Annotated in this window: 21 protein-coding genes; 19 read left to right on the plus strand and 2 right to left on the minus strand. The window is 63.0% G+C overall.

Translation table 11 applies throughout. From position 1 onward, the window contains the following. Nucleotides 1–21 precede the first annotated feature (21 nt). Entirely contained in the window at nucleotides 22–384 is a 363-nt protein-coding gene (clpS, locus tag GA645_RS16380) for an ATP-dependent Clp protease adapter ClpS (protein WP_152224069.1), read from the minus strand. Between the two features lie 228 nt (nucleotides 385–612). Here clpS and cspD point away from each other — a divergent pair, with 228 nt between their 5' ends. After that, nucleotides 613–888: a cold shock domain-containing protein CspD gene (gene cspD / locus GA645_RS16385; RefSeq protein WP_152224070.1), complete on the plus strand. Its 276-nt coding sequence runs from the start codon at nucleotides 613–615 to the stop codon at nucleotides 886–888. A 70-nt stretch (nucleotides 889–958) separates the two neighbouring features. Here cspD and icd read toward each other — a convergent pair whose 3' ends face one another. Further along, a complete protein-coding gene (gene icd, locus GA645_RS16390) occupies nucleotides 959–2,212 on the minus strand; it encodes an NADP-dependent isocitrate dehydrogenase (protein WP_152224071.1) in 1,254 nt (417 codons plus the stop codon). Between the two features lie 356 nt (nucleotides 2,213–2,568). On the opposite strand from icd, the gene GA645_RS16395 reads away from it, so the two are divergent. The 18 genes from GA645_RS16395 (at nucleotide 2,569) to nuoH (ending at nucleotide 23,620) form a co-directional block, all read left to right on the plus strand. Then, on the plus strand, nucleotides 2,569–4,791 hold the full coding sequence (locus GA645_RS16395; RefSeq protein WP_152224072.1) for an NADP-dependent isocitrate dehydrogenase: 2,223 nt from the start codon (nucleotides 2,569–2,571) through the stop codon (nucleotides 4,789–4,791). 111 nt (nucleotides 4,792–4,902) lie between these two features. Beyond that, a complete protein-coding gene (locus tag GA645_RS16400) occupies nucleotides 4,903–5,346 on the plus strand; it encodes an NUDIX hydrolase (protein WP_152224073.1) in 444 nt (147 codons plus the stop codon). Between the two features lie 83 nt (nucleotides 5,347–5,429). Next, nucleotides 5,430–6,569, plus strand: a complete 1,140-nt coding sequence (gene mnmA, locus GA645_RS16405) for a tRNA 2-thiouridine(34) synthase MnmA (protein WP_178119559.1) — start codon at nucleotides 5,430–5,432, stop codon at nucleotides 6,567–6,569. Next, nucleotides 6,566–7,186, plus strand: coding sequence for a high frequency lysogenization protein HflD (gene hflD / locus GA645_RS16410; RefSeq protein WP_152224074.1), 621 nt, complete (start codon nucleotides 6,566–6,568; stop codon nucleotides 7,184–7,186). The genes mnmA and hflD overlap by 4 nt, the downstream gene beginning before the upstream one ends. Nucleotides 7,187–7,281: 95 nt before the next feature. After that, on the plus strand, nucleotides 7,282–8,652 hold the full coding sequence (gene purB, locus GA645_RS16415; protein ID WP_152224075.1) for an adenylosuccinate lyase: 1,371 nt from the start codon (nucleotides 7,282–7,284) through the stop codon (nucleotides 8,650–8,652). A 60-nt stretch (nucleotides 8,653–8,712) separates the two neighbouring features. Next, the gene (locus GA645_RS16420; RefSeq protein WP_152224076.1) at nucleotides 8,713–9,888 is read left to right on the plus strand and encodes a cupin domain-containing protein; all 1,176 of its coding nucleotides are present in this window, start codon (nucleotides 8,713–8,715) and stop codon (nucleotides 9,886–9,888) included. Continuing rightward, the gene (locus tag GA645_RS16425) at nucleotides 9,881–10,309 is read left to right on the plus strand and encodes a GNAT family N-acetyltransferase (RefSeq protein ID WP_152224077.1); all 429 of its coding nucleotides are present in this window, start codon (nucleotides 9,881–9,883) and stop codon (nucleotides 10,307–10,309) included. The genes GA645_RS16420 and GA645_RS16425 overlap by 8 nt, the downstream gene beginning before the upstream one ends. 9 nt (nucleotides 10,310–10,318) lie before the next feature. After that, on the plus strand, nucleotides 10,319–10,945 hold the full coding sequence (locus GA645_RS16430; RefSeq protein WP_152224078.1) for a histone acetyltransferase HPA2: 627 nt from the start codon (nucleotides 10,319–10,321) through the stop codon (nucleotides 10,943–10,945). Beyond that, nucleotides 10,942–11,757, plus strand: coding sequence for a secretin N-terminal domain-containing protein (locus tag GA645_RS16435; protein WP_152224079.1), 816 nt, complete (start codon nucleotides 10,942–10,944; stop codon nucleotides 11,755–11,757). The genes GA645_RS16430 and GA645_RS16435 overlap by 4 nt, the downstream gene beginning before the upstream one ends. A gap of 512 nt (nucleotides 11,758–12,269) precedes the next feature. Further along, entirely contained in the window at nucleotides 12,270–13,865 is a 1,596-nt protein-coding gene (locus GA645_RS16440; RefSeq protein ID WP_152224080.1) for an isocitrate lyase, read from the plus strand. 179 nt (nucleotides 13,866–14,044) lie between these two features. Beyond that, on the plus strand, nucleotides 14,045–14,545 hold the full coding sequence (locus GA645_RS16445) for a DUF4442 domain-containing protein (RefSeq protein ID WP_152224081.1): 501 nt from the start codon (nucleotides 14,045–14,047) through the stop codon (nucleotides 14,543–14,545). A gap of 443 nt (nucleotides 14,546–14,988) precedes the next feature. Then, the gene (ndhC, locus tag GA645_RS16450) at nucleotides 14,989–15,402 is read left to right on the plus strand and encodes an NADH-quinone oxidoreductase subunit A (protein ID WP_015477476.1); all 414 of its coding nucleotides are present in this window, start codon (nucleotides 14,989–14,991) and stop codon (nucleotides 15,400–15,402) included. A gap of 10 nt (nucleotides 15,403–15,412) precedes the next feature. Then, nucleotides 15,413–16,090 (plus strand): NADH-quinone oxidoreductase subunit B family protein, encoded by a 678-nt coding sequence (locus GA645_RS16455; protein ID WP_015477477.1) that lies wholly within the window; start codon nucleotides 15,413–15,415, stop codon nucleotides 16,088–16,090. 60 nt (nucleotides 16,091–16,150) lie between these two features. Continuing rightward, a complete protein-coding gene (nuoC, locus tag GA645_RS16460) occupies nucleotides 16,151–17,932 on the plus strand; it encodes an NADH-quinone oxidoreductase subunit C/D (RefSeq protein ID WP_152224082.1) in 1,782 nt (593 codons plus the stop codon). Next, the gene (gene nuoE, locus GA645_RS16465) at nucleotides 17,929–18,429 is read left to right on the plus strand and encodes an NADH-quinone oxidoreductase subunit NuoE (RefSeq protein ID WP_169887231.1); all 501 of its coding nucleotides are present in this window, start codon (nucleotides 17,929–17,931) and stop codon (nucleotides 18,427–18,429) included. Before nuoC ends, nuoE begins: the two co-directional genes overlap by 4 nt. Then, on the plus strand, nucleotides 18,426–19,775 hold the full coding sequence (gene nuoF / locus GA645_RS16470) for an NADH-quinone oxidoreductase subunit NuoF (protein WP_081520490.1): 1,350 nt from the start codon (nucleotides 18,426–18,428) through the stop codon (nucleotides 19,773–19,775). Before nuoE ends, nuoF begins: the two co-directional genes overlap by 4 nt. A gap of 129 nt (nucleotides 19,776–19,904) precedes the next feature. After that, nucleotides 19,905–22,619, plus strand: coding sequence for an NADH-quinone oxidoreductase subunit NuoG (nuoG, locus tag GA645_RS16475; RefSeq protein ID WP_152224083.1), 2,715 nt, complete (start codon nucleotides 19,905–19,907; stop codon nucleotides 22,617–22,619). 11 nt (nucleotides 22,620–22,630) lie between these two features. Further along, nucleotides 22,631–23,620 carry an NADH-quinone oxidoreductase subunit NuoH gene (gene nuoH, locus GA645_RS16480; RefSeq protein ID WP_152228141.1) on the plus strand — a complete coding sequence of 330 codons (990 nt, stop codon included), beginning with the start codon at nucleotides 22,631–22,633 and terminating at the stop codon, nucleotides 23,618–23,620. Nucleotides 23,621–23,624 lie beyond the last annotated feature (4 nt).

Below are 23,624 nucleotides of genomic sequence, written 5' to 3' on the forward strand. Positions count from 1 at the left end.
CCTCGCTCCCAAACATCCGCATCAACCTTCTTTCTCTATTTCGCACAACAGTGGATGTTGGCTCTCCCTCGCATATTGATTGACCTGCATGGCTTTGGTTTCAGCGACATCGCGGGTAAAGGCCCCGCAGTTCGCCTTGCCTTGAGTATGCACAGTCAACATGACCTTGGTTGCCTGCTCGCGGTTCATGTTGAAGTACAACTCGAGCACCTCAACCACGAAATCCATCGGGGTGTAATCATCGTTGAACATGATGACCCGATACATGGGCGGCGGCTTCAGCGCGGGCTTGGCTTCCTCGACCGCGAGCCCCGTCCCTTCGTCCTCCAATGGATCCGGGCGGTCCTGATTGAATGTTAGTCGAATCTGGCTACTTGCATGCATGCTGGAATAAAAGCTTTACGAGTGGGTGAATGAGGGGGCCAACCGGAGTTTGAATCGCCTCTCAGGCCCAGACGATGCCGCCTTGACTAACGGCAAAAGGGTGTTACAACCAAAGGATACCCCCCGGAGGGTATCAGGGGTTCCGGACGTCCGTCGCCAAAAAAGGCCGTGGCGGAATCGAAGTGGATGATACTCCAGCGATGGAGTCCTTTGCAGAGGGATATCAGCATGCTCAGCGGTAAGGTCAAGTGGTTCAACAACGCCAAGGGCTATGGATTCATCCTGGCTGAAGGCCGAGATGAGGACCTGTTCGCTCATTACTCGGCAATCCAGATGGATGGCTACAAGACACTCAAGGCCGGCCAACCCGTCAGCTTCGAGATCCTGCAAGGTCCGAAGGGGCTGCATGCGGTTAACATTCAACCCATCAACGCCAGCATATCCGCCTCCTCCGCCCAGACTGCCCCGAGCAGCGAGATGCAGAACATCACGGCAGAGGCCTGATCCCCAGGATCAGCAGAATGAAAAAAGGCCGGCATCAGCCGGCCTTTTTTTATGGGCACTTCACGCCGGATCACATCTTGGCAATGATCGCGTCACCGAACTCCGAGCAGGACAGCAGCTTGGCACCGTCCATCAGGCGCTCGAAATCGTAGGTAACGGTGCGGGCAGCGATGGCACCGTTCACACCCTTGATGATCAGGTCGGCCGCTTCCGGCCAGCCCATGTGGCGCAGCATCATTTCGGCGGAGAGGATCACCGAACCCGGGTTCACCTTGTCCAGCCCCGCGTACTTGGGCGCAGTGCCGTGGGTTGCCTCGAACATGGCAACCGAGTCGGACAGGTTGGCCCCCGGCGCGATGCCGATGCCACCTACTTCCGCCGCCAGGGCATCGGAGAGGTAGTCACCGTTGAGGTTCAGGGTGGCGATCACGTCGTACTCGGCCGGACGCAGCAGTATCTGCTGCAGCATGGCGTCAGCGATCACGTCCTTCACCACGATGTTCTTGCCGGTATTGGGGTTCTTGAACTGCATCCAAGGGCCGCCATCGAGCAGCTGGGCGCCGAACTCATCGCGAGCGAGCTCGTAGCCCCAGTCCTTGAAGGCGCCCTCGGTGAACTTCATGATATTGCCCTTGTGAACGATGGTCACGGAGCTGCGATCATTGTCCACGGCGTATTGCAGGGCCTTGCGCACCAGGCGCCTGGTGCCTTCCAAGGAAACCGGCTTGATGCCGATGCCGCAGTTTTCGGTGAAGCGGATCTTCTTGACGCCCATTTCCTCGGTGAGGAACTTGATGACCTTCTGGGCCTCGGGAGTGCCAGCCTTCCACTCGACGCCGGCATAGATGTCTTCGGAGTTCTCGCGGAAGATCACCATGTCCACGTCGCCGGGCTTCTTCACCGGGCTGGGCACGCCTTCGAACCAGCGCACCGGGCGCAGGCAGACATAGAGATCGAGCTGCTGGCGCAGGGCCACGTTCAGCGAGCGGATGCCGCCACCGACCGGCGTGGTCAGCGGCCCCTTGATGGAGACGACGTAGTCGCGAACGGCATCCAGGGTTTCCTGGGGCAGCCAGGTGTCCTGGTCGTAGACCTGGGTGGCCTTCTCGCCGGCGTAGACTTCCATCCACGCGATCTTGCGGTCGCCTTTGTAGGCTTTCTCGACGGCTGCGTCGACGACCTTGATCATGACCGGGCTGATGTCGACGCCAATGCCATCACCCTCGATGAACGGGATGATCGGGTTCTTCGGTACATTCAAGGACATATCGGCGTTGACGGTGATTTTGTCACCGGCCGGCACCTGGATCTTTTGGTATCCCATGCTGAACTCCGCTTTTTGGTTGAAACCCTCTTGCAGCCACTGAGGGTAGCTCACAAGTCGGTGATCGAACTACATCATTCCTTAGTCTAAAAAAGGGACGCGCATCACCCTGCCTTTAGGGTGGTATACTGCCCGCCATGACTTAATGGTCATCGAGGTCCGAGCAGTCTGGGACCAGACTCTCTCCTCGCCACGGCGGAGTCCACACCAGGAAACCGTCGTACAACGCTCTACTGGCGCCCCAATATCCCCGCGGCAAATCTCGAAGGTCGGTCAACCACTTCGTTGAACGCAAGCGTGTACCAACGCGATTCGAGACTCTGTGCGCGCCCAGCAAAGAAGAGAGTTAGAACGAGATGTCCATCCGCTCGAAGATCACCTACACCTTCACCGACGAAGCACCAGCCCTTGCAACCTACTCGCTGCTTCCCATCGTAAAAGCCTTCGCCGCCTCCGCCGGCATTGACGTAGAAACCCGCGACATCTCTCTTGCAGGCCGTATCCTGGCCTCCTTCGCCGACAAGCTCGGCGACAAGGCCATCGCAGACGATCTGGCCTACCTGGCCCAACTGGCCACCGCCCCCGAAGCCAACATCATCAAGCTGCCGAACATCTCCGCTTCGGTACCGCAGCTCAAGGGCGCCATCGCCGAGCTGCAGAAACTGGGCTTCACCGTTCCGGACTTCCCGGAAGACCCGCAGACCGACGAAGAGAACGACACCCGCGCCCGCTACGCCAAGGTCCTGGGCAGCGCCGTGAACCCGGTCCTGCGCGAAGGCAACTCCGACCGCCGCGCTCCGGCCGCCGTGAAAGCCTACGCCCGCAAGCACCCGCACAGCATGGGCAAGTGGAGCATGGCTTCGCGCTCCCACGCCGACTACATGCGTGGCGGCGACTTCTTCTCCAGCGAGCAGTCGGTCACCATTCCGAAGGCCGGTGAAATTCGCATCGAATTCGTCGGCAAGGACGGCAAGGTCGAGACCAAGAAGACCCTGAAGATGCAGGACGGCGAAGTCCTCGACAGCATGTTCATGAGCTGCAGCAAGCTGCGCGCCTTCTTCGAGAAGACCCTGCGGGACTGCAAGGAAACCGGCGTCATGTGGTCCCTGCACGTCAAGGCCACCATGATGAAGATCTCCCACCCGATCGTCTTCGGCCACGCCGTCACCGTCTACTACAAGGACGTGTTCGAGAAGTACGGCCAGCTGTTCGAAGAGCTGGGCGTGAACCCGAACAACGGCATCTCCAGCGTCTATGACAAGATCAAGTCGCTGCCGGCCTCGCAGCAGGAAGAAATCCTGCACGACATCCACGAGGTGTACAGCCACCGCCCGGAAATGGCGATGGTCGACTCGGTCAAGGGCATCACCAACCTGCACATCCCCAGTGACGTGATCGTCGACGCCTCCATGCCGGCCATGATCCGCAACTCGGGTCAGATGTGGGGCAAGGACGGCAAGCAGAAAGACACCAAGGCCGTGATGCCGGAAAGCACCTACGCCCGCATTTACCAGGAAATGATCAACTTCTGCAAAACCAACGGCGCGTTCGACCCGACCACCATGGGCAGCGTACCGAACGTCGGCCTGATGGCGCAGAAGGCCGAGGAATACGGCTCCCACGACAAGACCTTCGAAATGGAAGCCGACGGCACCATGCGTGTAGTCGACGCCGACGGCAAGGTCCTGATGCAGCACGAAGTGCAGGCCGGCGACATCTGGCGCGCCTGCCAGACCAAGGACGCCCCGATCCGCGACTGGGTCAAGCTGGCCGTTACCCGCGCCCGCCAGTCCAACACTCCGGCCATCTTCTGGCTGGACCCGGAGCGCGCACACGACAACCAGCTGCGCAAGAAGGTCGAGCTGTACCTGAAAGACCACGACCTGACCGGCCTGGACATCAGCGTCAAGGGCTACAACGAAGCCATCCGCACCAGCATGGAGCGCCAGCTGCGCGGCCTGGACACCATCTCGGTGACCGGCAACGTCCTGCGCGACTACCTGACCGACCTGTTCCCGATCATGGAGCTGGGCACCTCGGCCAAGATGCTGTCCATCGTTCCGCTGATGGCGGGCGGCGGCATGTACGAGACCGGCGCCGGCGGTTCGGCTCCGAAGCACGTACAGCAGTTGGTGGAAGAGAACTACCTGCGCTGGGATTCCCTGGGCGAATTCCTGGCTCTTGCCGTCTCCTTCGAAGAAGAAGGCATCAAGACCAACAACGCCAAGGCCAAGGTGCTGGGCAATACCCTGGACATCGCCACCGGCAAGCTGCTCGACAACAACAAGTCGCCGTCGCGCAAGATCGGTGAGATCGACAACCGCGGCAGCCACTTCTATCTCGCCATGTACTGGGCCCAGGCCCTGGCCGAGCAGAACGACGACGCCGAGCTGAAAGCCCACTTCAGCACGCTGGCCAAGACCCTGACCGAGAAGGAAGCGGCCATCGTCGCCGAACTGAACGGCGTCCAGGGCAAGCCGGCCGACATCGGTGGTTACTACCGTTCCAACCCGGAGCTGACCTCGCAGGTCATGCGTCCGAGCGCGACCTTCAACGCCGCGATCGACGCACTGGCGTAAGCCACTTCGCGTGACAGCAGAACCCCCGGGCCTTCCCGGGGGTTCTGCTTTCTGCGCCCGACAACGTTAAACTCGCGCTTTCCGCAATTATCCGAAAGGGAATCCACACCCATGCGCTGGCTAGCACACGTCACCGTCGCCACCATCGTCGAAGACCAGGGCCGATTCCTGCTGGTGGAAGAAATGTCCGCAGACAAAAAGCAGGTCTTCAACCAGCCGGCCGGCCACCTGGAAGCCAACGAAAGCCTGCTTGAAGCCGCTGTGCGCGAAACCCTCGAGGAAACCGGCTGGGACGTCGAGCTCACTGCCGTCACAGGCATCTACCTGTACACCGCACCGAGCAATGGCGTGACCTACCAGCGCGTCTGCTTCGCCGCCCGCCCCTTGCGCCATCATCCCGAGCGCGCACTGGACGACGGCATCCTCGGCGCCTGCTGGATGACCCGCGAGGAACTCGCCGTGCAACCCGAGCGCTGGCGCAGCCACCTGGTCCTGCGCTGCATCGACGACTACCTGGAAGGCGAACGCTTCCCGCTGGCCTTGATCCGCAACTGACCCACCCTGGCACCACCAGCCAAGCCTGAGCCGCTCGGCTCTGGTAGAATCTCCGCCTTTACCTGCACCCGTGATGCGCCACCATGCCTGATTCCTCCTCTTCTTCGCTGCAAAGCCCCCAGAACACCCGCGTCATCGTCGGCATGTCCGGCGGCGTGGACTCCTCCGTCTCAGCCCTCCTGCTCAAGGAACAGGGCTACCAGGTGGAAGGCCTGTTCATGAAGAACTGGGAAGAGGACGACGGCACCGAATACTGCACCGCCATGACCGACCTGGCCGACGCCCAGGCCGTCTGCGACCGCATCGGCATCAAGCTGCACACCGCCAACTTTGCCGCGGAATACTGGGACAACGTCTTCGAGCACTTCCTCGAAGAGTACAAGGCCGGCCGCACGCCGAACCCGGACATCCTCTGCAACCGCGAGATCAAGTTCAAAGCCTTTCTCGACTACGCCGTCGCCCTGGGTGCCGACCTGATCGCCACCGGCCACTACGTGCGCCGCCGCGACATCGACGGCCGCAGCGAGCTGCTCAAGGGCCTGGACCCGAACAAGGACCAGAGCTACTTCCTCCACGCCGTGGGCGGCGAGCAGATCGGCAAGACCCTGTTCCCGGTCGGCGAACTGGAAAAGCCCGAGGTGCGTGCCATCGCCGAGAAGTACGGCCTGGCCACTGCGAAGAAGAAGGACTCCACCGGCATCTGCTTCATCGGCGAGCGCCGCTTCAGCGACTTCCTCAAACAGTACCTGCCGGCCCAGCCGGGCGACATCGAGACCACCGACGGCACGGTCATCGGCAAGCATGTCGGCCTGATGTACCACACCATCGGCCAGCGCCAGGGCCTGGGCATCGGCGGCCTGAAGAACGCCGACGACAGCCCCTGGTATGTGCTGGAGAAGGACCTGGTGCGCAACGTCCTGGTTGTCGGCCAGGGCAATGACCACCCGTGGCTATTCTCCCGCGCTCTGCACGCCTCGCACATCTACTGGGTCAACCCCATCGACCTGGACCGGCCCAGGACCCTGCGCGCCAAGGTGCGCTATCGCCAGGCCGACCAGGACTGCGTGCTGGAGCGCACCGAGAACGGCTATCGCGCCGTGTTCGACGAGCCGCAGCGCGCCGTTACCCCGGGCCAGTCCGTGGTCTTCTACGATGGCGAAATCTGCCTCGGCGGTGGCGTCATCGAATCGGCCGAACCCGCATTCGCTAAGGACCGTAAATGAGCGATCTGCACGACCAGATCATTGCCCTCTCTGGTGTTTTCGAAGCCGCAGCCCTGGTAGACCGCCTCGCCCGCACCGGGCAGATCCCCGAGGCGCCGCTGGGCTGCATGCTCGGCAGCCTGCTGGTGCGCGACCCGAAGACCACCCTCGATGTCTACGGCGGCGACACTGCAAACCTGCGTGAAGGGCTCCGCGCTCTGGTCAGCGCGCTCGAGCGCGACCCCAACAGCCTGCAACGCGAACCGCTGCGCTACGCCCTCTCGCTGATCGGCCTGGAACGTCAGCTGAACAAGCGCGACGACATGCTCGACATCATGGGCAGCCGCCTGGACCAGATCCAGCAGCAGGTACAGCACTTCGGCCTGGTCCACGAAAACGTCATCGCCTCCTGCGCCGGCCTCTACCAGGACACCCTGAGCACCTTCCGCCAGCGCATCCAGGTGCACGGCGACATGCGCTACCTGCAGATCAATGCCAATGCCGCGCGCATCCGCGCCCTGCTGCTGGCTGGCATCCGCTCCGCCCGTCTGTGGAGGCAGCTCGGCGGCAATCGCTGGCAGATGCTGTTCAGCAGGAAGAAAATGCTCAACGAACTGCGCCCCCTGCTACGCGGCTGAAACACCACCAACCGGTCGCCGCAAAGGCGACCGGAGCGCCGCTTTCGTGTATGATGTGCGCCCTTTTCGTTGACCTCCAGCCACGAGAACGCCCCATGCAGCTTTCCTCCCTTACCGCGGTTTCCCCCGTTGACGGCCGTTACGGCAGCAAAACCAGCGCCCTGCGTCCGATCTTCAGCGAGTACGGCCTGATCCGTTTCCGCGTCCTGGTGGAGGTCCGCTGGCTGCAGCGCCTCGCCGCCCACGCCGGCATTCCCGAAGTGGCCCCCTTCTCCGCCGAAGCCAATGCCCTGCTCAACCAGCTGGCCGATGACTTCCAGTTGGAGCACGCGCAGCGCATCAAGGACATCGAGCGCACCACCAACCACGACGTAAAAGCCGTGGAATACCTGCTCAAGGAGCAGGCCGCCAAGCTGCCGGAACTGGCCAAGGTCAGCGAGTTCATCCACTTCGCCTGCACCTCCGAGGACATCAACAACCTGTCCCACGCCCTGATGCTGCGCGAAGGCCGTGACACCGTGCTGCTGCCGCTGATGCGCCAGATCGCCGACTCCATCCGCGAGCTGGCGGTGAAGTTCGCCGACGTGCCGATGCTTTCGCGCACCCACGGCCAGCCGGCCTCCCCGACCACCCTGGGCAAGGAACTGGCCAACGTCGTCTACCGCCTGGAGCGCCAGATCAAGCAGGTTGCCTCGGTCGAGCTGCTGGGCAAGATCAACGGCGCCGTAGGCAACTACAACGCCCATCTGTCGGCCTATCCGCAAGTGGATTGGGAAGCCAACGCCCGCGAATTCATCGAAGGCGACCTGGGCCTGAACTGGAACCCCTACACTACCCAGATCGAGCCGCACGACTACATCGCCGAGCTGTTCGACGCCATCGCGCGCTTCAACACCATCCTCATCGACTTCGACCGCGACGTCTGGGGCTACATCTCCCTGGGCTACTTCAAGCAGAAGACCGTCGCCGGCGAGATCGGCTCCTCGACCATGCCGCACAAGGTAAACCCGATCGACTTCGAGAACTCCGAAGGCAACTTAGGGATAGCCAACGCACTGTTCCAGCACCTGGCCAGCAAGCTGCCGATCTCCCGCTGGCAGCGTGACCTCACCGACTCCACCGTGCTGCGCAACCTGGGCGTCGGCTTCGCCCACAGCGTCATCGCCTACGAAGCCAGCCTCAAGGGCATCGGCAAGCTGGAGCTGAACGCCGCGCGCATCGCCGACGACCTGGACGCCTGCTGGGAAGTCCTGGCCGAGCCGGTACAGACCGTCATGCGCCGCTACGGCATCGAAAACCCCTACGAGAAGCTCAAGGAGCTGACTCGCGGCAAAGGCATCAGCGCCGAAGCCCTGCAGGTGTTCATCGAAGGTCTCGACATGCCCGCCGAAGCCAAGGCCGAACTGAAGAAACTGACTCCCGCGAACTACATCGGTAACGCTGCCGCCCAAGCCAAGCGCATCTGAGATTCGCCCTGACTTTGCACGCCCGGCTGTGCCGGGCGTTTTTGTTTCAAGGACTTACACATGAATCCTGCTATTCCTCTTCAGCTTTTGGGCGGCATCAGCGCCGAAGAATTCCTTCGCGATTACTGGCAGAAAAAGCCTCTGCTGGTACGCCAGGCCATCCCGGATTTCAAGAGCCCGCTGGAGCCTGACGAACTGGCCGGCCTGGCCCTGGAAGAGATGATCGAGTCGCGCATCGTCGTCGAACACGGCGACAGCCCGTGGGAACTGCGCCGCGGCCCGTTCAAGGAAGACGCCTTCAAGGACCTGCCCGAGCGCGACTGGACCCTGCTGGTGCAGGCCGTCGACCAGTTCATCCCGGAAGTTGCCGAACTGCTGGAGCACTTCAAGTTCCTGCCCAGCTGGCGCATCGACGACGTGATGATCAGCTACGCCGCACCGGGCGGCGGTGTAGGCCCGCACTTCGACAACTACGACGTGTTCCTGCTGCAGGGCCACGGCCAGCGCCGCTGGAAGATCGGCCAGACCTGCGACGCCAGCAGCCCGCTGCTGCCCCACGCCGACCTGCGGATCCTCGCCGAATTCGAAGAAAGCGCTGAATGGGTGCTCGAACCCGGCGACATGCTCTACCTGCCGCCGCGCATCGCTCACTACGGCATCGCCGAAGACGACTGCATGACCTACTCGGTCGGCTTCCGCGCACCCAGCGCCGCCGAAGTGCTGACCCACTTCACCGACTTCCTCGCCCAGTTCCTCTCCGACGAGGAGCGCTACAGCGACGCGGGCATGGCAGCGGTGAAAGGCGATGAAGACCAGCACAAGATCCAGCGCGACGCCCTCGACCGCCTGAAGAACCTGCTGCAGGAGCACATGAGCGACGAGCGCCTGCTGCTCACCTGGTTCGGCCAGTTCATGACCGAGCCGCGCTACCCGGAACTAGTCGCCGGCGAAGAGATCGAGGAAGACGAGCTGACCGCCGCAATCACCGACGGCGCCGTGCTGATCCGCAACCCCAGCGCCCGCATGGCCTGGAGCGAGGTGGACGTCGGCCTGCTGCTGTTCGCCAGCGGCCAGACCGTAGTCCTGCCGGAGAAGCTGCGCGAATTGCTCAAGCTGGTGTGCTCGGCGGAATCGCTGCACGTGGGCAATCTCGGCCAATGGCTGGCCGATGAGGATGGGCGTAAGCTCGTTGGAGAACTGATCAAACAAGGCAGTCTGGAGTTCGCCGATGAGTAGCAAGATCAGGGTTCGCGTGGCGGACTGGCAAAAGGATAATGCCGACCTGCGGCGCATTCGCGAGGCGGTGTTCATCGCCGAGCAATCGGTGCCGCCGGAACTCGAATGGGACGCCGAGGATGTCGAAGCCGTGCACTTCCTGGCCTTTGAAGGCGACTACGCCATCGGCACCGCCCGCCTCCTGCCGGACGGGCACATCGGCCGCGTTTCCGTCCTCAAGGACTGGCGCGGCCTCAAGGTCGGCGACCTGCTCATGCGCGCCGCCATCGAGCAGGCCGAGAGCCAGGGCCTGAAGCGCCAGCTACTGACCGCACAGGTCTATGCCATCCCCTTCTACGAACGACTAGGCTTCAAGGTAGCCAGTGGCGAGTTCCTCGACGCCGGCCTCCCCCACGTGGACATGGTGCGCGAAAGCGACTGAGGCATTGAAATGGACAACGTCCCGGAACAAGACGATCTGCCGGTAGAACTGCCGGACATCGAGTTTCAGTCACCGGGACGTTTCGCCGTCCACAACCCTCCCAGCGAAGCGCTGCCACCCGAGACGCTCGAGCCCGCCCCCTTCCGTCTCGGCGAAAACGACCAGCTGCATCGCTTCAACAAGCCTGAAGCCGCCCGCGCCCATGCCCTGGCATTGATGCAACAGGCGCAGCGCACGCTCTACCTCTACACCCCCGACCTGGAGCCCTGGCTGTACCACCACAGCAGCATCCAGGAAGCCTGCACCCGGATGCTACTGAGCAATCCGCGCAATCGCCTGATGATCCTGGTGCGTGACAGCACCCGCGCGGTGAAGGACGGCCATCGCCTGCTGAATCTCAGCCGACGCCTGTCCAGCTACTGCCAGATCCGCCGGATCAATCCTGATTATCCGAGCGAAGAGCACGCCTTCCTGCTGGCCGACGACTGCGGCCTGCTGCTGCGCCCGGAACCCGGCGACTATGCCGGCTACGTGTTCTACAACAATCCCGGCCGAACCCGCCAGTTGCTGGAGCAGTTCGAACAGGCCTGGAACACCAGCCTCCTCGATCCGAACCTGCGGAGCTTCCTGCTTTGACCCGACGCCCTCTCGCTCTGCTCCTCGCCTGCAGCATCAGCCTGGCCGCCATCGCCGCGCCCCGCACCGAGGTCATCCCGCTCAACTACCGCACCGCGGAAGACATGCTGCCGGTGGCACAGTCCGTAGTGGGCAACGAAGGTCGGGTCACCGCCTATGGCAACCAGCTCATCGTGAATGCCGAGCTGGCGAAGATCCGCGAGCTGCAGCAAGTGCTCAGCCAGCTGGACACCCGCCCTCACCAACTGCTGATCAGCGTCGACACCAGCGACGGCAGCCAAAGCAACCAGAGCGGCTACTCCGTGAATGGCTCGGTCAGCGCCGGCAACGTGGAAATCCAGTCCGGCCGCGGCGAAGTGAACGGCCGTGACCAGGTGCGCATCATCAACCGCTCCACCAACAGCCGTGGCGGCGGCACCCAGCAGGTGCGCACCACCGAAGGCTCTCCGGCACTCATCCAGGTCGGCCAGAGCCAGCCGGTGACCAACGCAGGCATCGGCCCGTACGGCCAGGTCTACAGCCAGACCGAGTTCCGCGACGCCAACCAGGGCATGTACGTGACCGCCAGCATCACCGGCAACCTCGTACACATCACCCTGAGCACCCGCAACGACCGCTTCAACGGCAACTACCAGGGCTCGATGAACACCAGCTCGACCGAAACCAGCGTCAGCGGCCCGCTCGGCCAGTGGATCGAAGTCGGCGGCGTCAGCGAGAGCAACCAGAGCACCCAGAGCGGCTACACCCGCCATTACAGCACCCAGGGCCGCAACGACAGCAGCCTGCGGGTGAAGGTCGATGTCGTCGACTAAGCCTTCCGCAGGTGACTTGCCAGTCCCCGTTAGACCTTCGTGTAGTAGCCCAAAAAAAACACTACAAAACGTTTGACGAACGCTCGTTTGAACGTGCATGATGGCCTCGCTCCCGCTAACCAGAGGGTCTCAAAGCCCTCCGGACCGAGCCTGTGGCCCACCCGCCGCGCCGGTCCGTGTTGTTAAGCCCACAAGGCGGATCGACGAGGTTGCGACTGGCAAGAGGTTGTCCTGAGGGACGGGGAAGCAAGCCTTAGCAACAGTACGAAGTGACGGATTCAGCCGTCCACCATCGCCCAACGGCTGCCACGAGCCGGCAAGCGATTCTGGATGTCACCGCTGCAGTCACCAGTCTGTAAGCCGCTCTACCCCATTCCTCCAGCGTCACTCCTTCTTTACCGGTCGCACCTTCGCCATCCCGCGGCGAGCAACCCGCAGTCAATTCCGTGCAGATACGGGTTTTGAGTGGGGAAGTCGGTGCTCAACCACACACATACTTTGAAGGATTGACCATGTCCGCTTATCAAAACGACATCAAGGCCGTTGCCGCTCTGAAAGAGAAAACTGGCAACAGCTGGAGCGCTATCAACCCCGAGTCGGTTGCCCGTATGCGCGCTCAGAACCGCTTCAAGACTGGTCTGGACATCGCCAAGTACACTGCGGCCATCATGCGCAAGGACATGGCCGAGTATGACGCCGACGCTTCCGTCTACACCCAGTCCCTGGGCTGCTGGCACGGCTTCATCGGTCAGCAGAAGCTGATCTCGATCAAGAAGCACCTGAAGACCACCAACAAGCGCTACCTCTACCTGTCCGGCTGGATGGTTGCCGCGCTGCGTTCCGACTTCGGCCCGCTGCCCGACCAGTCCATGCACGAGAAGACTGCCGTTTCCGGCCTGATCGAAGAGCTGTACACCTTCCTGCGCCAGGCTGACGCCCGCGAACTGGACCTGCTCTTCACCGCTCTGGACAGCGCTCGCGCTGCCGGCGACAAGGTCAAGCAGGACGAAATCCAGGCTCAGATCGACGGCTACGAAACCCACGTAGTACCGATCATCGCCGACATCGACGCCGGTTTCGGTAACCCGGAAGCGACTTACCTGCTGGCCAAGAAAATGATCGAAGCCGGTGCCTGCTGCATCCAGATCGAGAACCAGGTTTCCGACGAGAAGCAGTGCGGCCACCAGGACGGCAAAGTGACCGTTCCGCACGAAGACTTCCTCGCCAAGATCAACGCTGTTCGCTACGCGTTCCTCGAACTGGGCGTTGACGACGGCGTGATCGTTGCTCGTACCGACTCCCTGGGCGCCGGCCTGACCAAGCAGATCGCCGTGACCAAAGAGCCGGGCGACCTGGGCGACCAGTACAACTCCTTCCTGGACTGCGAAGAAGTTTCCGCTGCCGAACTGCAGAACGGCGACGTGGTGATCAACCGCGGCGGCAAGCTGCTGCGTCCCAAGCGCCTGGCTTCCAACCTGTTCCAGTTCCGCAAGGGCACCGGCGAAGACCGTTGCGTTCTGGACTGCATCACCTCGCTGCAGAACGGCGCCGACCTGCTGTGGATCGAAACCGAGAAGCCGCACGTTGGCCAGATCAAGGGCATGGTTGACCGCATCCGTCAGGTCATCCCGAACGCCAAGCTGGTTTACAACAACAGCCCGTCGTTCAACTGGACCCTGAACTTCCGCCAGCAGGTGTTCGATGCATTCGTCGCCGAAGGCAAGGACGTTTCCGCCTACGACCGCGCCAAGCTGATGAGCGTCGAGTACGACGAGACCGAACTGGCCCAGATCGCCGACGAGAAGATCCGTACCTTCCAGCGTGACGGTTCCGCCCACGCCGGCATCTTCCACCACCTGATCACCCTGCCGACCTACCACACCGCCGCGCTGTCCACCGACAACCTGGCCAAGGGCTACTTCGCCGACCAGGGCATGCTGGCCTACGTGAAGGGCGTTCAGCGTCAGGAACTGCGTCAGGGTATCGCCTGCGTCAAGCACCAGAACATGGCTGGCTCGGACATCGGCGACAACCACAAAGAGTACTTCGCTGGCGAAGCCGCTCTGAAGGCCTCCGGCAAAGACAACACCATGAACCAGTTCCACTAAGGAACCCGGGTCGACCGGCCCCTCGGGGCCGGGAGGCACTGCAAAACCCCGGCCCCTGCCGGGGTTTTGCTTTTTTACGCTTGGCCGAACCGCCAACCACCCTCTCCCCGCCCGCCAAGGGCAGATCCGCGCCGACATGCCAGCCTCGGGCTTCCTTTATATGAACGGAATGCCCCTCCATGAACGGAACACCCAAACGAAACCGCCTCGCCCTCGCCGCCGACCTCATCCAGCACCTCCCGCGCCGCCTTCATGAGCCACTGCTGAGCCGCCTGTTCTGCTCCCAGGTACGCTTCGCTGGCACCGCCAACGTGCGCATCCAGAAGCTGTCCGACGATGAAGTGCGAATGAGCCTTGCCAATCGACGCCGCGTCCGTAATCACATCGGCGGCGTACACGCCGCGGCAATGGCATTGCTCGCCGAATCCGCTAGCGGCTGCATGGTCAGCATGAACCTGCCCGATCACAAGCTGCCGCTGATCAAGCACCTCAAGGTCGACTACCTGCGCCGAGCCAGCGGCGGACTGCGCGCCATCGCTACGCTGACGGCGGAGCAACGTCGCGCAATGCTGGAGGAGGACAAGGGTGAGACCCAGATTCAGGTCAGCGTGCTGGACGATACCGGCAGCGAACCGGTCCGCTGCGAAATGCACTGGGCCTGGATCACGAAATGGAAATGAACCACCCCGAAAAGAGGGGCGTCCGACAAAACCGGGAGGCGATAATTGAATGTTTCAGGGGTGGCGAAAGAAAAGGCCCGCCGCTTATATGTAGTAAAGTTACGGATATACGACACTGCAAATGATAATATTTATCATATGATAGATACTATTTTATTGCAGCCAAATACCTCGAAAGTACTATTCGACCAAAGCCGAAGTGCCGGCACACTAGGCGCGCAGGACCGCACAGGCAGAGGGCTCACGGAAATGCAAAAGCCTTTTGCCCGTTTTAGAAGCGTCTGTTTGTGTTGGAAAAATTTACTTGCAGAAGGCTTTGGGCATAAAATTGGAAAGATGACCTGAACCCTTAGCTCACTATCCTTGAGTTGTCGGGTTCGCGCAGTCGGGCCATTGCAGCCCGGAACCCAAGACAATCGTTTTTTGTAGGAAGGAGTATCGGCATGCCCAATCCAGCTGAACTTGCAGCTCAACACTGGGGACTCGCCGCCTTCCTTTTAGGAGTGCTGGGCCTGCTCGGCTTCATGCTAGGGGTTTCCAGCCTGCTTGGCAGTAAGGCATTTGGTCGCAGCAAGAACGAACCGTTCGAATCCGGGATCGTTCCTACCGGCAGCGCACGCCTGCGCCTGTCGGCAAAATTCTATCTGGTCGCGATGCTTTTCGTGATCTTCGACGTCGAAGCCCTCTTCCTCTTCGCCTGGTCCGTGTCCGTCCGTGAAAGCGGTTGGGCCGGTCTGATCGAGGCAACCATTTTCATAGCAATTCTGTTGGCAGGTCTTGTCTACCTGTGGCGTATCGGCGCGCTCGATTGGGCGCCGGCGGCACGTCGCGCACGGCAGGCGAAGCTAAAACAATGAGGCTTTGGCGATGCAATACAAACTTACCCGGATCGACCCGGATGCGCCCAATGATCAATACCCGATCGGCCAGCGCGAAACGGTAGAAGACCCGCTCATCGAAGGGCAGGTCCACAAGAACATCTTCATGGGCAAGCTGGAAGATGTTCTCAACGGTGCAGTCAACTGGGGTCGCAAGAACTCCCTTTGGCCGTACAACTTCGGCCTGTCCTGCTGCTACGTGGAGATGACCACGGCGTTCACCGCGCCGCACGACATCGCCCGTTTCGGCGCCGAAGTGATCCGTGCATCGCCGCGTCAGGCCGACTTCATGGTCATCGCCGGCACCTGCTTCATCAAGATGGCCCCGGTCATCCAGCGCCTGTACGAGCAGATGCTGGAACCCAAGTGGGTGATCTCGATGGGTTCGTGCGCCAACTCCGGCGGCATGTACGACATCTACTCGGTCGTTCAGGGGGTCGACAAGTTCCTCCCCGTGGACGTTTACATCCCCGGCTGCCCGCCCCGTCCGGAGGCGTTCCTGCAAGGCCTGATGCTGCTGCAGGAATCCATCGGCCAGGAGCGTCGCCCGTTGTCCTGGGTTGTCGGCGATCAAGGCATCTACCGTGCCGACATGCCTGCCCAGAAGGATCTCAAGCGCGAACAGCGCATTGCGGTCACCAACCTGCGCAGCCCCGACGAAGTGTGATCCGGCCCTCCACGAGAGGCCCGTTTTCACTCCACCGTTGACCGAGTGTGACTTAAGACTATGAATGCAGACTCCGCTCTGTACATCCCGCCCTACAAGGCAGACGACCAAGACATCGTCGTCGAACTGAATTCCCGCTTTGGCGCCGAGACCTTCACCGTCCAGGCCACCCGCACCGGCATGCCGGTGCTCTGGGTGCCCCGTGAGCGCCTGATCGAAGTCCTCAGCTTCCTGCGCAACGTGCCCAAGCCGTACGTCATGCTCTATGACCTGCACGGTGTCGACGAGCGCCTGCGCACCCACCGTCGCGGCCTGCCGGGCGCCGACTTCAGCGTGTTCTACCACCTGATGTCGCTCGAGCGTAATAGTGATGTGATGATCAAGGTGGCCTTGTCCGAAGGCGACCTGAACCTGCCCACCGCCACCCGTATCTGGCCGAACGCCAACTGGTACGAGCGTGAGGTCTGGGACATGTACGGGATCACCTTCAATGGTCACCCGCACCTGACCCGCATGCTGATGCCGCCGACCTGGGAAGGTCACCCGCTGCGCAAGGACTACCCGGCGCGCGCCACCGAGTTCGATCCCTACGCGCTCTCCGCCGCCAAGCAGGACCTCGAGCAGGAAGCCCTGCGCTTCAAGCCCGAAGACTGGGGCATGAAGCGCCACGGCGAGAACGAGGACTTCATGTTCCTCAACCTCGGCCCGAACCACCCTTCCGCCCACGGTGCGTTCCGCATCATCCTGCAGCTGGACGGCGAAGAGATCCTCGACTGCGTTCCGGAGATCGGCTACCACCACCGTGGCGCTGAGAAGATGGCCGAGCGCCAGTCCTGGCACAGCTTCATTCCCTACACCGACCGTATCGACTACCTCGGCGGCGTGATGAACAACCTGCCGTACGTGCTCTCGGTCGAGAAGCTCGCCGGCATCAAGGTGCCGCAGCGCGTCGACGTCATCCGCATCATGATGTCGGAGTTCTTCCGCATCCTGAACCACCTCCTCTACCTGGGTACCTACATCCAGGACGTGGGTGCGATGACCCCGGTGTTCTTCACCTTCACCGACCGCCAGCGCGCCTACAAGGTCGTCGAAGCCATCACCGGTTTCCGCCTGCACCCGGCCTGGTACCGTATCGGTGGCGTCGCTCACGACCTGCCGCGCGGCTGGGACAAGCTGGTTCGCGAGTTCCTCGACTGGATGCCCAAGCGCCTGGACGAGTACGAAACCGCCGCCCTGAAGAACAGCATCCTGCGTGGCCGTACCATCGGCGTTGCCGCGTACAACACCAAGGAAGCGCTGGAATGGGGCACTACCGGTGCCGGCCTGCGCGCCACCGGCTGTGATTTCGACCTACGCAAAGCCCGCCCCTACTCCGGCTACGAGAACTTCGAGTTCGAAGTACCGCTGGCGGCCAACGGCGACGCCTACGACCGCTGCATGGTCAAGATGGGTGAAATGCGCCAGAGCCTGCGCATCATCGAGCAGTGCCTGAAGAACATGCCCGAAGGCCCATACAAGGCCGACCACCCGCTGACCACTCCGCCGCCCAAAGAGCGCACGCTGCAGCACATCGAAACCCTGATCACCCACTTCCTGCAGGTTTCCTGGGGCCCGGTCATGCCGGCCAACGAAGCCTTCCAGATGGTGGAAGCGACCAAGGGCATCAACAGCTACTACCTGACGAGCGATGGCAGCACCATGAGCTACCGGACCCGCATCCGGACGCCCAGCTTCGCGCACCTGCAGCAGATTCCGTCGGTGATCAACGGCAGCATGATCGCTGACCTGATCGCCTATCTGGGCAGTATCGACTTCGTTATGGCCGACGTGGACCGCTGATCATGAGTACCCTTATCCAGACTGATCGTTTCGAACTCAGCGAAACCGAGCGCTCGGCCATCGAGCACGAAATGCATCACTACGAGGACTCCCGCGCGGCGTCCATCGAAGCCCTGAAGATCGTCCAGAAACAGCGAGGCTGGGTGCCGGATGGCGCCATCCCCGCTATCGCCGACATCCTCGGCATTCCGGACAGCGACGTCGAAGGCGTGGCTACCTTCTATAGCCAGATCTTCCGCCAGCCCGTCGGCCGCCACATCATCCGCGTCTGCGACAGCATGGTCTGCTACATCGGCGGCCACGAGTCCGTGGTTGGCGAGATCCAGAAGCAGCTGGGCATCGGCCTCGGCCAGACCACCGCCGACGGCCGCTTCACCCTGCTGCCGGTGTGCTGCCTGGGCAACTGCGACAAGGCCCCGGCGATGATGATCGACGACGACACCTTCGGTGACCTGCGTCCCGACGGCGTCGCCAAACTGCTGGAGGCCTACGCATGAGTCGCCTCACCTCCTACGGCACCCCCAACCGCACCGCGCGCGCGGCCGAAACCCATCCGCTGACCTGGCGCCTGCGTGACGACGGCGCCCCGGTCTGGCTGGAGGAGTACCAGTCGAAGAACGGCTACGCCGCCGCGCGCAAGGCGCTGGCGCAGATGGCCACCGACGACATCGTCCAGACCGTCAAGGACTCCGGCCTCAAGGGCCGCGGCGGTGCGGGCTTCCCCACCGGCGTGAAGTGGGGCCTGATGCCCAAGGACGAATCCCTCAACATCCGCTACCTGCTGTGCAACGCGGACGAGATGGAGCCCAACACCTGGAAGGACCGCATGCTCATGGAGCAGCTGCCGCACCTGCTGGTGGAAGGCATGCTGATCTCCGCGCGCGCCCTCAAGGCCTATCGCGGCTACATCTTCCTGCGCGGCGAGTACGTCGACGCCGCCCGCAACCTGAACCGCGCCATCGATGAAGCCAAGGCCGCAGGCCTGCTGGGCAAGAACATCCTCGGCAGCGGTTTTGATTTCGAGCTGTTCGTGCACACCGGTGCCGGCCGCTACATCTGTGGCGAAGAGACCGCGCTGATCAACTCGCTGGAAGGCCGCCGCGCCAACCCGCGCTCCAAGCCGCCCTTCCCCGCCGCCGTCGGCGTCTGGGGCAAGCCGACCTGCGTGAACAACGTCGAGACCCTGTGCAACGTGCCGGCGATCGTCGAGCACGGCGTCGACTGGTACAAGGGCCTCGCCCGTCCGGGCAGCGAAGACATGGGCACCAAGCTCATGGGCTTCTCCGGCAAGGTGAAGAACCCCGGCATCTGGGAACTGCCCTTCGGCCTTCCGGCCCGCGAGCTGTTCGAGGACTACGCCGGCGGCATGCGCGACGGCTACAAGCTCAAGGCCTGGCAGCCGGGCGGCGCCGGTACCGGCTTCCTCCTGCCGGAGCACCTGGACGCCCTGTTCTACGCCGGCGGCGTCGCCAAGGTCGGCACCCGTATGGGTACTGGCCTGGCCATGGCGGTGGACGACAGCGTCAACATGGTTTCCCTGCTGCGCAACATGGAAGAGTTCTTCGCCCGCGAATCGTGCGGCTGGTGCACTCCGTGCCGCGATGGCCTGCCGTGGAGCGTCAAGGTATTGCGCGCGCTGGAGAAAGGCGAAGGCGCCCAGGGCGACCTGGAAACCCTCGAGCAGCTCGTCAACTTCCTCGGCCCAGGCAAGACTTTCTGTGCCCACGCACCGGGTGCCGTCGAGCCGCTGGGCAGCGCACTGAAGTATTTCCGTCCCGAGTTCGAAGCGGGCATCTCCCGCCAGGCTCAGGCCGTACAAGCACCGCAGACCGTCGGCGCTTGATGCTTTGTTCGCCGGGCGCAAGCGCCCGGCGTTGTTTCGTTGTAGTGCCGCGGCGCGCCGCCGGCCCGATGAAACCGTGATTTCTATTAGCCACGCCCGCTGACAACGGGCCAACGAAGACTTAGACCCATGGCCACGATCCACGTAGACGGCAAGACGTTAGAAGTCGACGGAGCGGACAACCTGTTGCAGGCCTGTCTCTCCCTCGGTCTCGACATCCCCTACTTCTGCTGGCACCCGGCGCTCGGTAGCGTCGGCGCATGCCGCCAGTGTGCGGTCAAGCAGTACACCGACGAGAACGACAAACGCGGTCGCCTCGTCATGTCCTGCATGACCCCCGCCACCGACAACACCTGGATTTCCATCGAGGACGAAGAGGCCAAGCAGTTCCGCGCCAGCGTCGTCGAATGGCTGATGACCAACCACCCGCACGACTGCCCGGTCTGCGAGGAAGGCGGTCACTGCCACCTGCAGGACATGACGGTGATGACCGGCCACAACCAGCGCCGGTACCGCTTCACCAAGCGCACCCACCAGAACCAGGAACTCGGCCCGTTCATCGCCCACGAGATGAACCGCTGCATCGCCTGCTACCGCTGCGTCCGTTACTACAAGGACTACGCCGGCGGCACCGACCTGGGCGTCTACGGCGCGCACGACAACGTCTATTTCGGCCGCATCGAAGATGGCGTGCTGGAGAGCGAATTCTCCGGCAACCTGACCGAGGTCTGCCCGACTGGCGTGTTCACCGACAAAACCCACTCCGAGCGCTACAACCGCAAGTGGGACATGCAGTTCGCCCCGAGCATCTGCCATGGCTGCTCCAGCGGCTGCAACATCAGCCCCGGCGAGCGCTACGGTGAAATCCGCCGCATCGAGAACCGCTACAACGGCTCGGTGAACCACTACTTCCTGTGCGACCGCGGCCGCTTCGGCTACGGCTACGTAAACCGCGAAGACCGTCCGCGCCAGCCGCAGCTGATGCTGAGCAAGCAGAAGCTCTCGCTGGACGGCGCCCTGGACCAGACCGCTGCCCTGCTCAAGGGCCGCAAGGTCATTGGCATCGGTTCGCCGCGCGCCAGCCTGGAAAGCAACTACGCCCTGGCCGAACTGGTCGGCGCGCAGAACTACTACAGCGGCATCTCCGCTGACGAACTGCAGCGTCTGCAGCTGGTCCTGAAAGTCATGCAGGACGGCCCGCTGCCGGTGCCGACCATCCGTGACATCGAAGACCACGACGCGGTATTCGTGCTCGGCGAAGACCTGACCCAGACCGCTGCCCGTATCGCCCTGGCCCTGCGCCAGTCGGTGAAAGGCAAGGGCGAGGACATGGCCGCCGCGATGAAGATCCAGCCGTGGCTCGACGCTGCGGTGAAGACCATCGCCCAGCACGAGATGAACCCGCTGTTCATCGCCAGCCTCGATGAAACCCGCCTGGACGACGTCGCCGCCGAGTGCGTGCACGCCGCCACCGAAGACCTGGCTCGCCTGGGCTTCGCCGTGGCCCACGCCATCGACCCGAGCGCCCCGGCCGTGGCCGGCCTCGACGCCGAAGCCTCCGCCCTCGCCCAGCGCATCGCCGATGCCCTGGTTGCCGCCAAGCGTCCGCTGGTCATCGCCGGCACCTCGCTGGGCAGCAACGCCCTGATCGAAGCCGCAGCCAACATCGCCAGCGCGCTGAAGAGCCGCGAGAAGAACGGCTCCCTGAGCCTGGTGGTTCCGGAAGCCAACAGCCTGGGTCTGGCTCTCTTCGGCGGCGAGTCCGTCGAAGCCGCCCTTGCGCAGCTGACCTCCGGCACCGCCGATGCCGTGGTGATCCTGGAGAACGACCTGTACCGCCGCGCCGACGCCGCCGTTGTCGACGCCGCCCTGGCCGCTGCGAAGATCATCGTCGTCGCCGATCACCAGCAGACCGCCACCAGCGCCAAGGCCACTGTCCTGCTGCCGGCTGCCAGCTTCGCCGAAGGCGATGGCACCCTGGTCAGCCAGGAAGGCCGCGCCCAGCGCTTCTTCCAGGTCTTCGATCCGACCTACTACAACGCCGACAACCTGGTCCGCGAAGGCTGGCGTTGGCTGCACGCCCTGCACAGCACCCTCGAGGGCAAGCGCGTCGACTGGACCCAGCTGGACCACGTGATCGACGCCGTCGTCGCCGCCAAGCCGCAACTGGCCGGCATCCGCGACGCCGCGCCGAACGCCGCGTTCCGCATCAAGGGCCTGAAGCTGGCGCGCGAGCCGCACCGCTACTCCGGCCGTACCGCCATGCGCGCCAACATCAGTGTCAGCGAGCCGCGCCAGCCGCAGGACATCGACTCCGCGTTCGCCTTCTCCATGGAAGGCTACGCCGGCAGCGCCGAACCGCGTCAGCAGATTCCGTTCGCCTGGTCTCCGGGCTGGAACTCCCCGCAGGCCTGGAACAAGTTTCAGGACGAAGTCGGCGGTCACCTGCGCGCAGGCGACCCGGGCATTCGCCTGATCGAGGCCAAGGGCGAGGCCCTGTGGTTCAGCGAGATTCCCGCGCCGTTCCACACCTCCGCCAGCCAGTTCAAGGTGGTGCCCTTCTATCACCTGTTCGGCAGCGACGAGAACTCCGCCAAGGCCGCCCCGGTGCAGGAGCGCATCCCGCAGACCTACGTCACTCTGGCCAAGTCCGAGGCTGACCGTCTGGGCGTCAACGAAGGCGCGATCATCCGCCTGACCGTCAAGGGCCAGGAACTGCGCCTGCCGCTGCGCGTGAGCGAACAGCTGGGCGCCGGTCTGGTCGCCCTGCCGATCGGTCTGCAAGGCATTCCTGCCGGCGTCATCGGCGCTGTCGCTGAAGGTCTGCAGGAGGCTGCACAATGAGTTTGATGAGCATGAGCTGGCTGACCCCCGCCGTCGTCGACATCATCATTGAAGTCATCAAGGCCATCGTCATCCTGCTCGCCGTGGTTGTCTGCGGCGCGCTGCTGAGCTGGGTCGAGCGTCGTCTGCTCGGCCTCTGGCAGGACCGCTACGGTCCGAACCGGGTCGGCCCCTTCGGTGCCTTCCAGCTCGGCGCCGACATGCTGAAGATGTTCTTCAAGGAAGACTGGACCCCGCCGTTCGCCGACAAGATGATCTTCACCCTCGCCCCCATGATCGCCATGGGTGCGCTGCTGGTGGCCTTCGCGATCATCCCGATCACCCCGACCTGGGGCGTCGCGGACCTGAACATCGGCATCCTGTTCTTCTTCGCCATGGCTGGCCTGACCGTGTACGCAGTGCTGTTCGCCGGCTGGTCGAGCAACAACAAGTTCGCCCTTCTCGGCAGCCTGCGCGCCTCGGCCCAGACCATCTCCTACGAGGTGTTCCTGGCCCTGTCGCTGATGGGCATCGTGGCCCAGGTCGGCTCGTTCAGCCTGCGCGACATCGTCGATTACCAGGCCCAGCACATGTGGTTCATCATCCCGCAGTTCTTCGGCTTCATGACCTTCTTCGTCGCCGGCGTCGCCGTGACTCACCGTCACCCGTTCGACCAGCCCGAAGCCGAGCAGGAACTGGCCGACGGTTACCACATCGAGTACGCCGGCATGAAGTGGGGCATGTTCTTCGTCGGCGAGTACATCGGCATCGTGCTGGTGTCCGCGCTGCTGGCGACCCTGTTCTTCGGCGGCTGGCACGGTCCCTTCGGCATCCTGCCGCAGATTCCGTTCATCTGGTTCGCCCTGAAAACCGGCTTCTTCATCATGATGTTCATCCTGCTGCGGGCCTCGATTCCACGCCCGCGCTATGACCAGGTGATGGCCTTCAGCTGGAAGTTCTGCCTCCCGCTGACCCTGATCAACCTGCTGGTGACCGGCGCAGTCGTGCTGGCGGCCCAGTAAGGAG

This window comes from Pseudomonas sp. SCB32 (assembly GCF_009189165.1).
Taxonomy (GTDB): domain Bacteria; phylum Pseudomonadota; class Gammaproteobacteria; order Pseudomonadales; family Pseudomonadaceae; genus Pseudomonas.

Coding starts and splice junctions, on each gene's coding strand:
- GA645_RS16445 (WP_152224081.1), top strand. CDS start 14,045: ATGAACGGAACACCCAAACGAAACCGCCTCGCCCTCGCCGCCGACCTC.
- GA645_RS16430 (WP_152224078.1), top strand. CDS start 10,319: ATGGACAACGTCCCGGAACAAGACGATCTGCCGGTAGAACTGCCGGAC.
- cspD (WP_152224070.1), top strand. CDS start 613: ATGCTCAGCGGTAAGGTCAAGTGGTTCAACAACGCCAAGGGCTATGGA.
- GA645_RS16400 (WP_152224073.1), top strand. CDS start 4,903: ATGCGCTGGCTAGCACACGTCACCGTCGCCACCATCGTCGAAGACCAG.
- GA645_RS16425 (WP_152224077.1), top strand. CDS start 9,881: ATGAGTAGCAAGATCAGGGTTCGCGTGGCGGACTGGCAAAAGGATAAT.
- nuoF (WP_081520490.1), top strand. CDS start 18,426: ATGAGTCGCCTCACCTCCTACGGCACCCCCAACCGCACCGCGCGCGCG.
- hflD (WP_152224074.1), top strand. CDS start 6,566: ATGAGCGATCTGCACGACCAGATCATTGCCCTCTCTGGTGTTTTCGAA.
- mnmA (WP_178119559.1), top strand. CDS start 5,430: ATGCCTGATTCCTCCTCTTCTTCGCTGCAAAGCCCCCAGAACACCCGC.
- icd (WP_152224071.1), bottom strand. CDS start 2,212: ATGGGATACCAAAAGATCCAGGTGCCGGCCGGTGACAAAATCACCGTC.
- nuoC (WP_152224082.1), top strand. CDS start 16,151: ATGAATGCAGACTCCGCTCTGTACATCCCGCCCTACAAGGCAGACGAC.
- clpS (WP_152224069.1), bottom strand. CDS start 384: ATGCATGCAAGTAGCCAGATTCGACTAACATTCAATCAGGACCGCCCG.
- GA645_RS16420 (WP_152224076.1), top strand. CDS start 8,713: ATGAATCCTGCTATTCCTCTTCAGCTTTTGGGCGGCATCAGCGCCGAA.
- GA645_RS16455 (WP_015477477.1), top strand. CDS start 15,413: ATGCAATACAAACTTACCCGGATCGACCCGGATGCGCCCAATGATCAA.
- purB (WP_152224075.1), top strand. CDS start 7,282: ATGCAGCTTTCCTCCCTTACCGCGGTTTCCCCCGTTGACGGCCGTTAC.
- ndhC (WP_015477476.1), top strand. CDS start 14,989: ATGCCCAATCCAGCTGAACTTGCAGCTCAACACTGGGGACTCGCCGCC.
- nuoG (WP_152224083.1), top strand. CDS start 19,905: ATGGCCACGATCCACGTAGACGGCAAGACGTTAGAAGTCGACGGAGCG.
- GA645_RS16395 (WP_152224072.1), top strand. CDS start 2,569: ATGTCCATCCGCTCGAAGATCACCTACACCTTCACCGACGAAGCACCA.
- GA645_RS16440 (WP_152224080.1), top strand. CDS start 12,270: ATGTCCGCTTATCAAAACGACATCAAGGCCGTTGCCGCTCTGAAAGAG.
- nuoH (WP_152228141.1), top strand. CDS start 22,631: ATGAGCTGGCTGACCCCCGCCGTCGTCGACATCATCATTGAAGTCATC.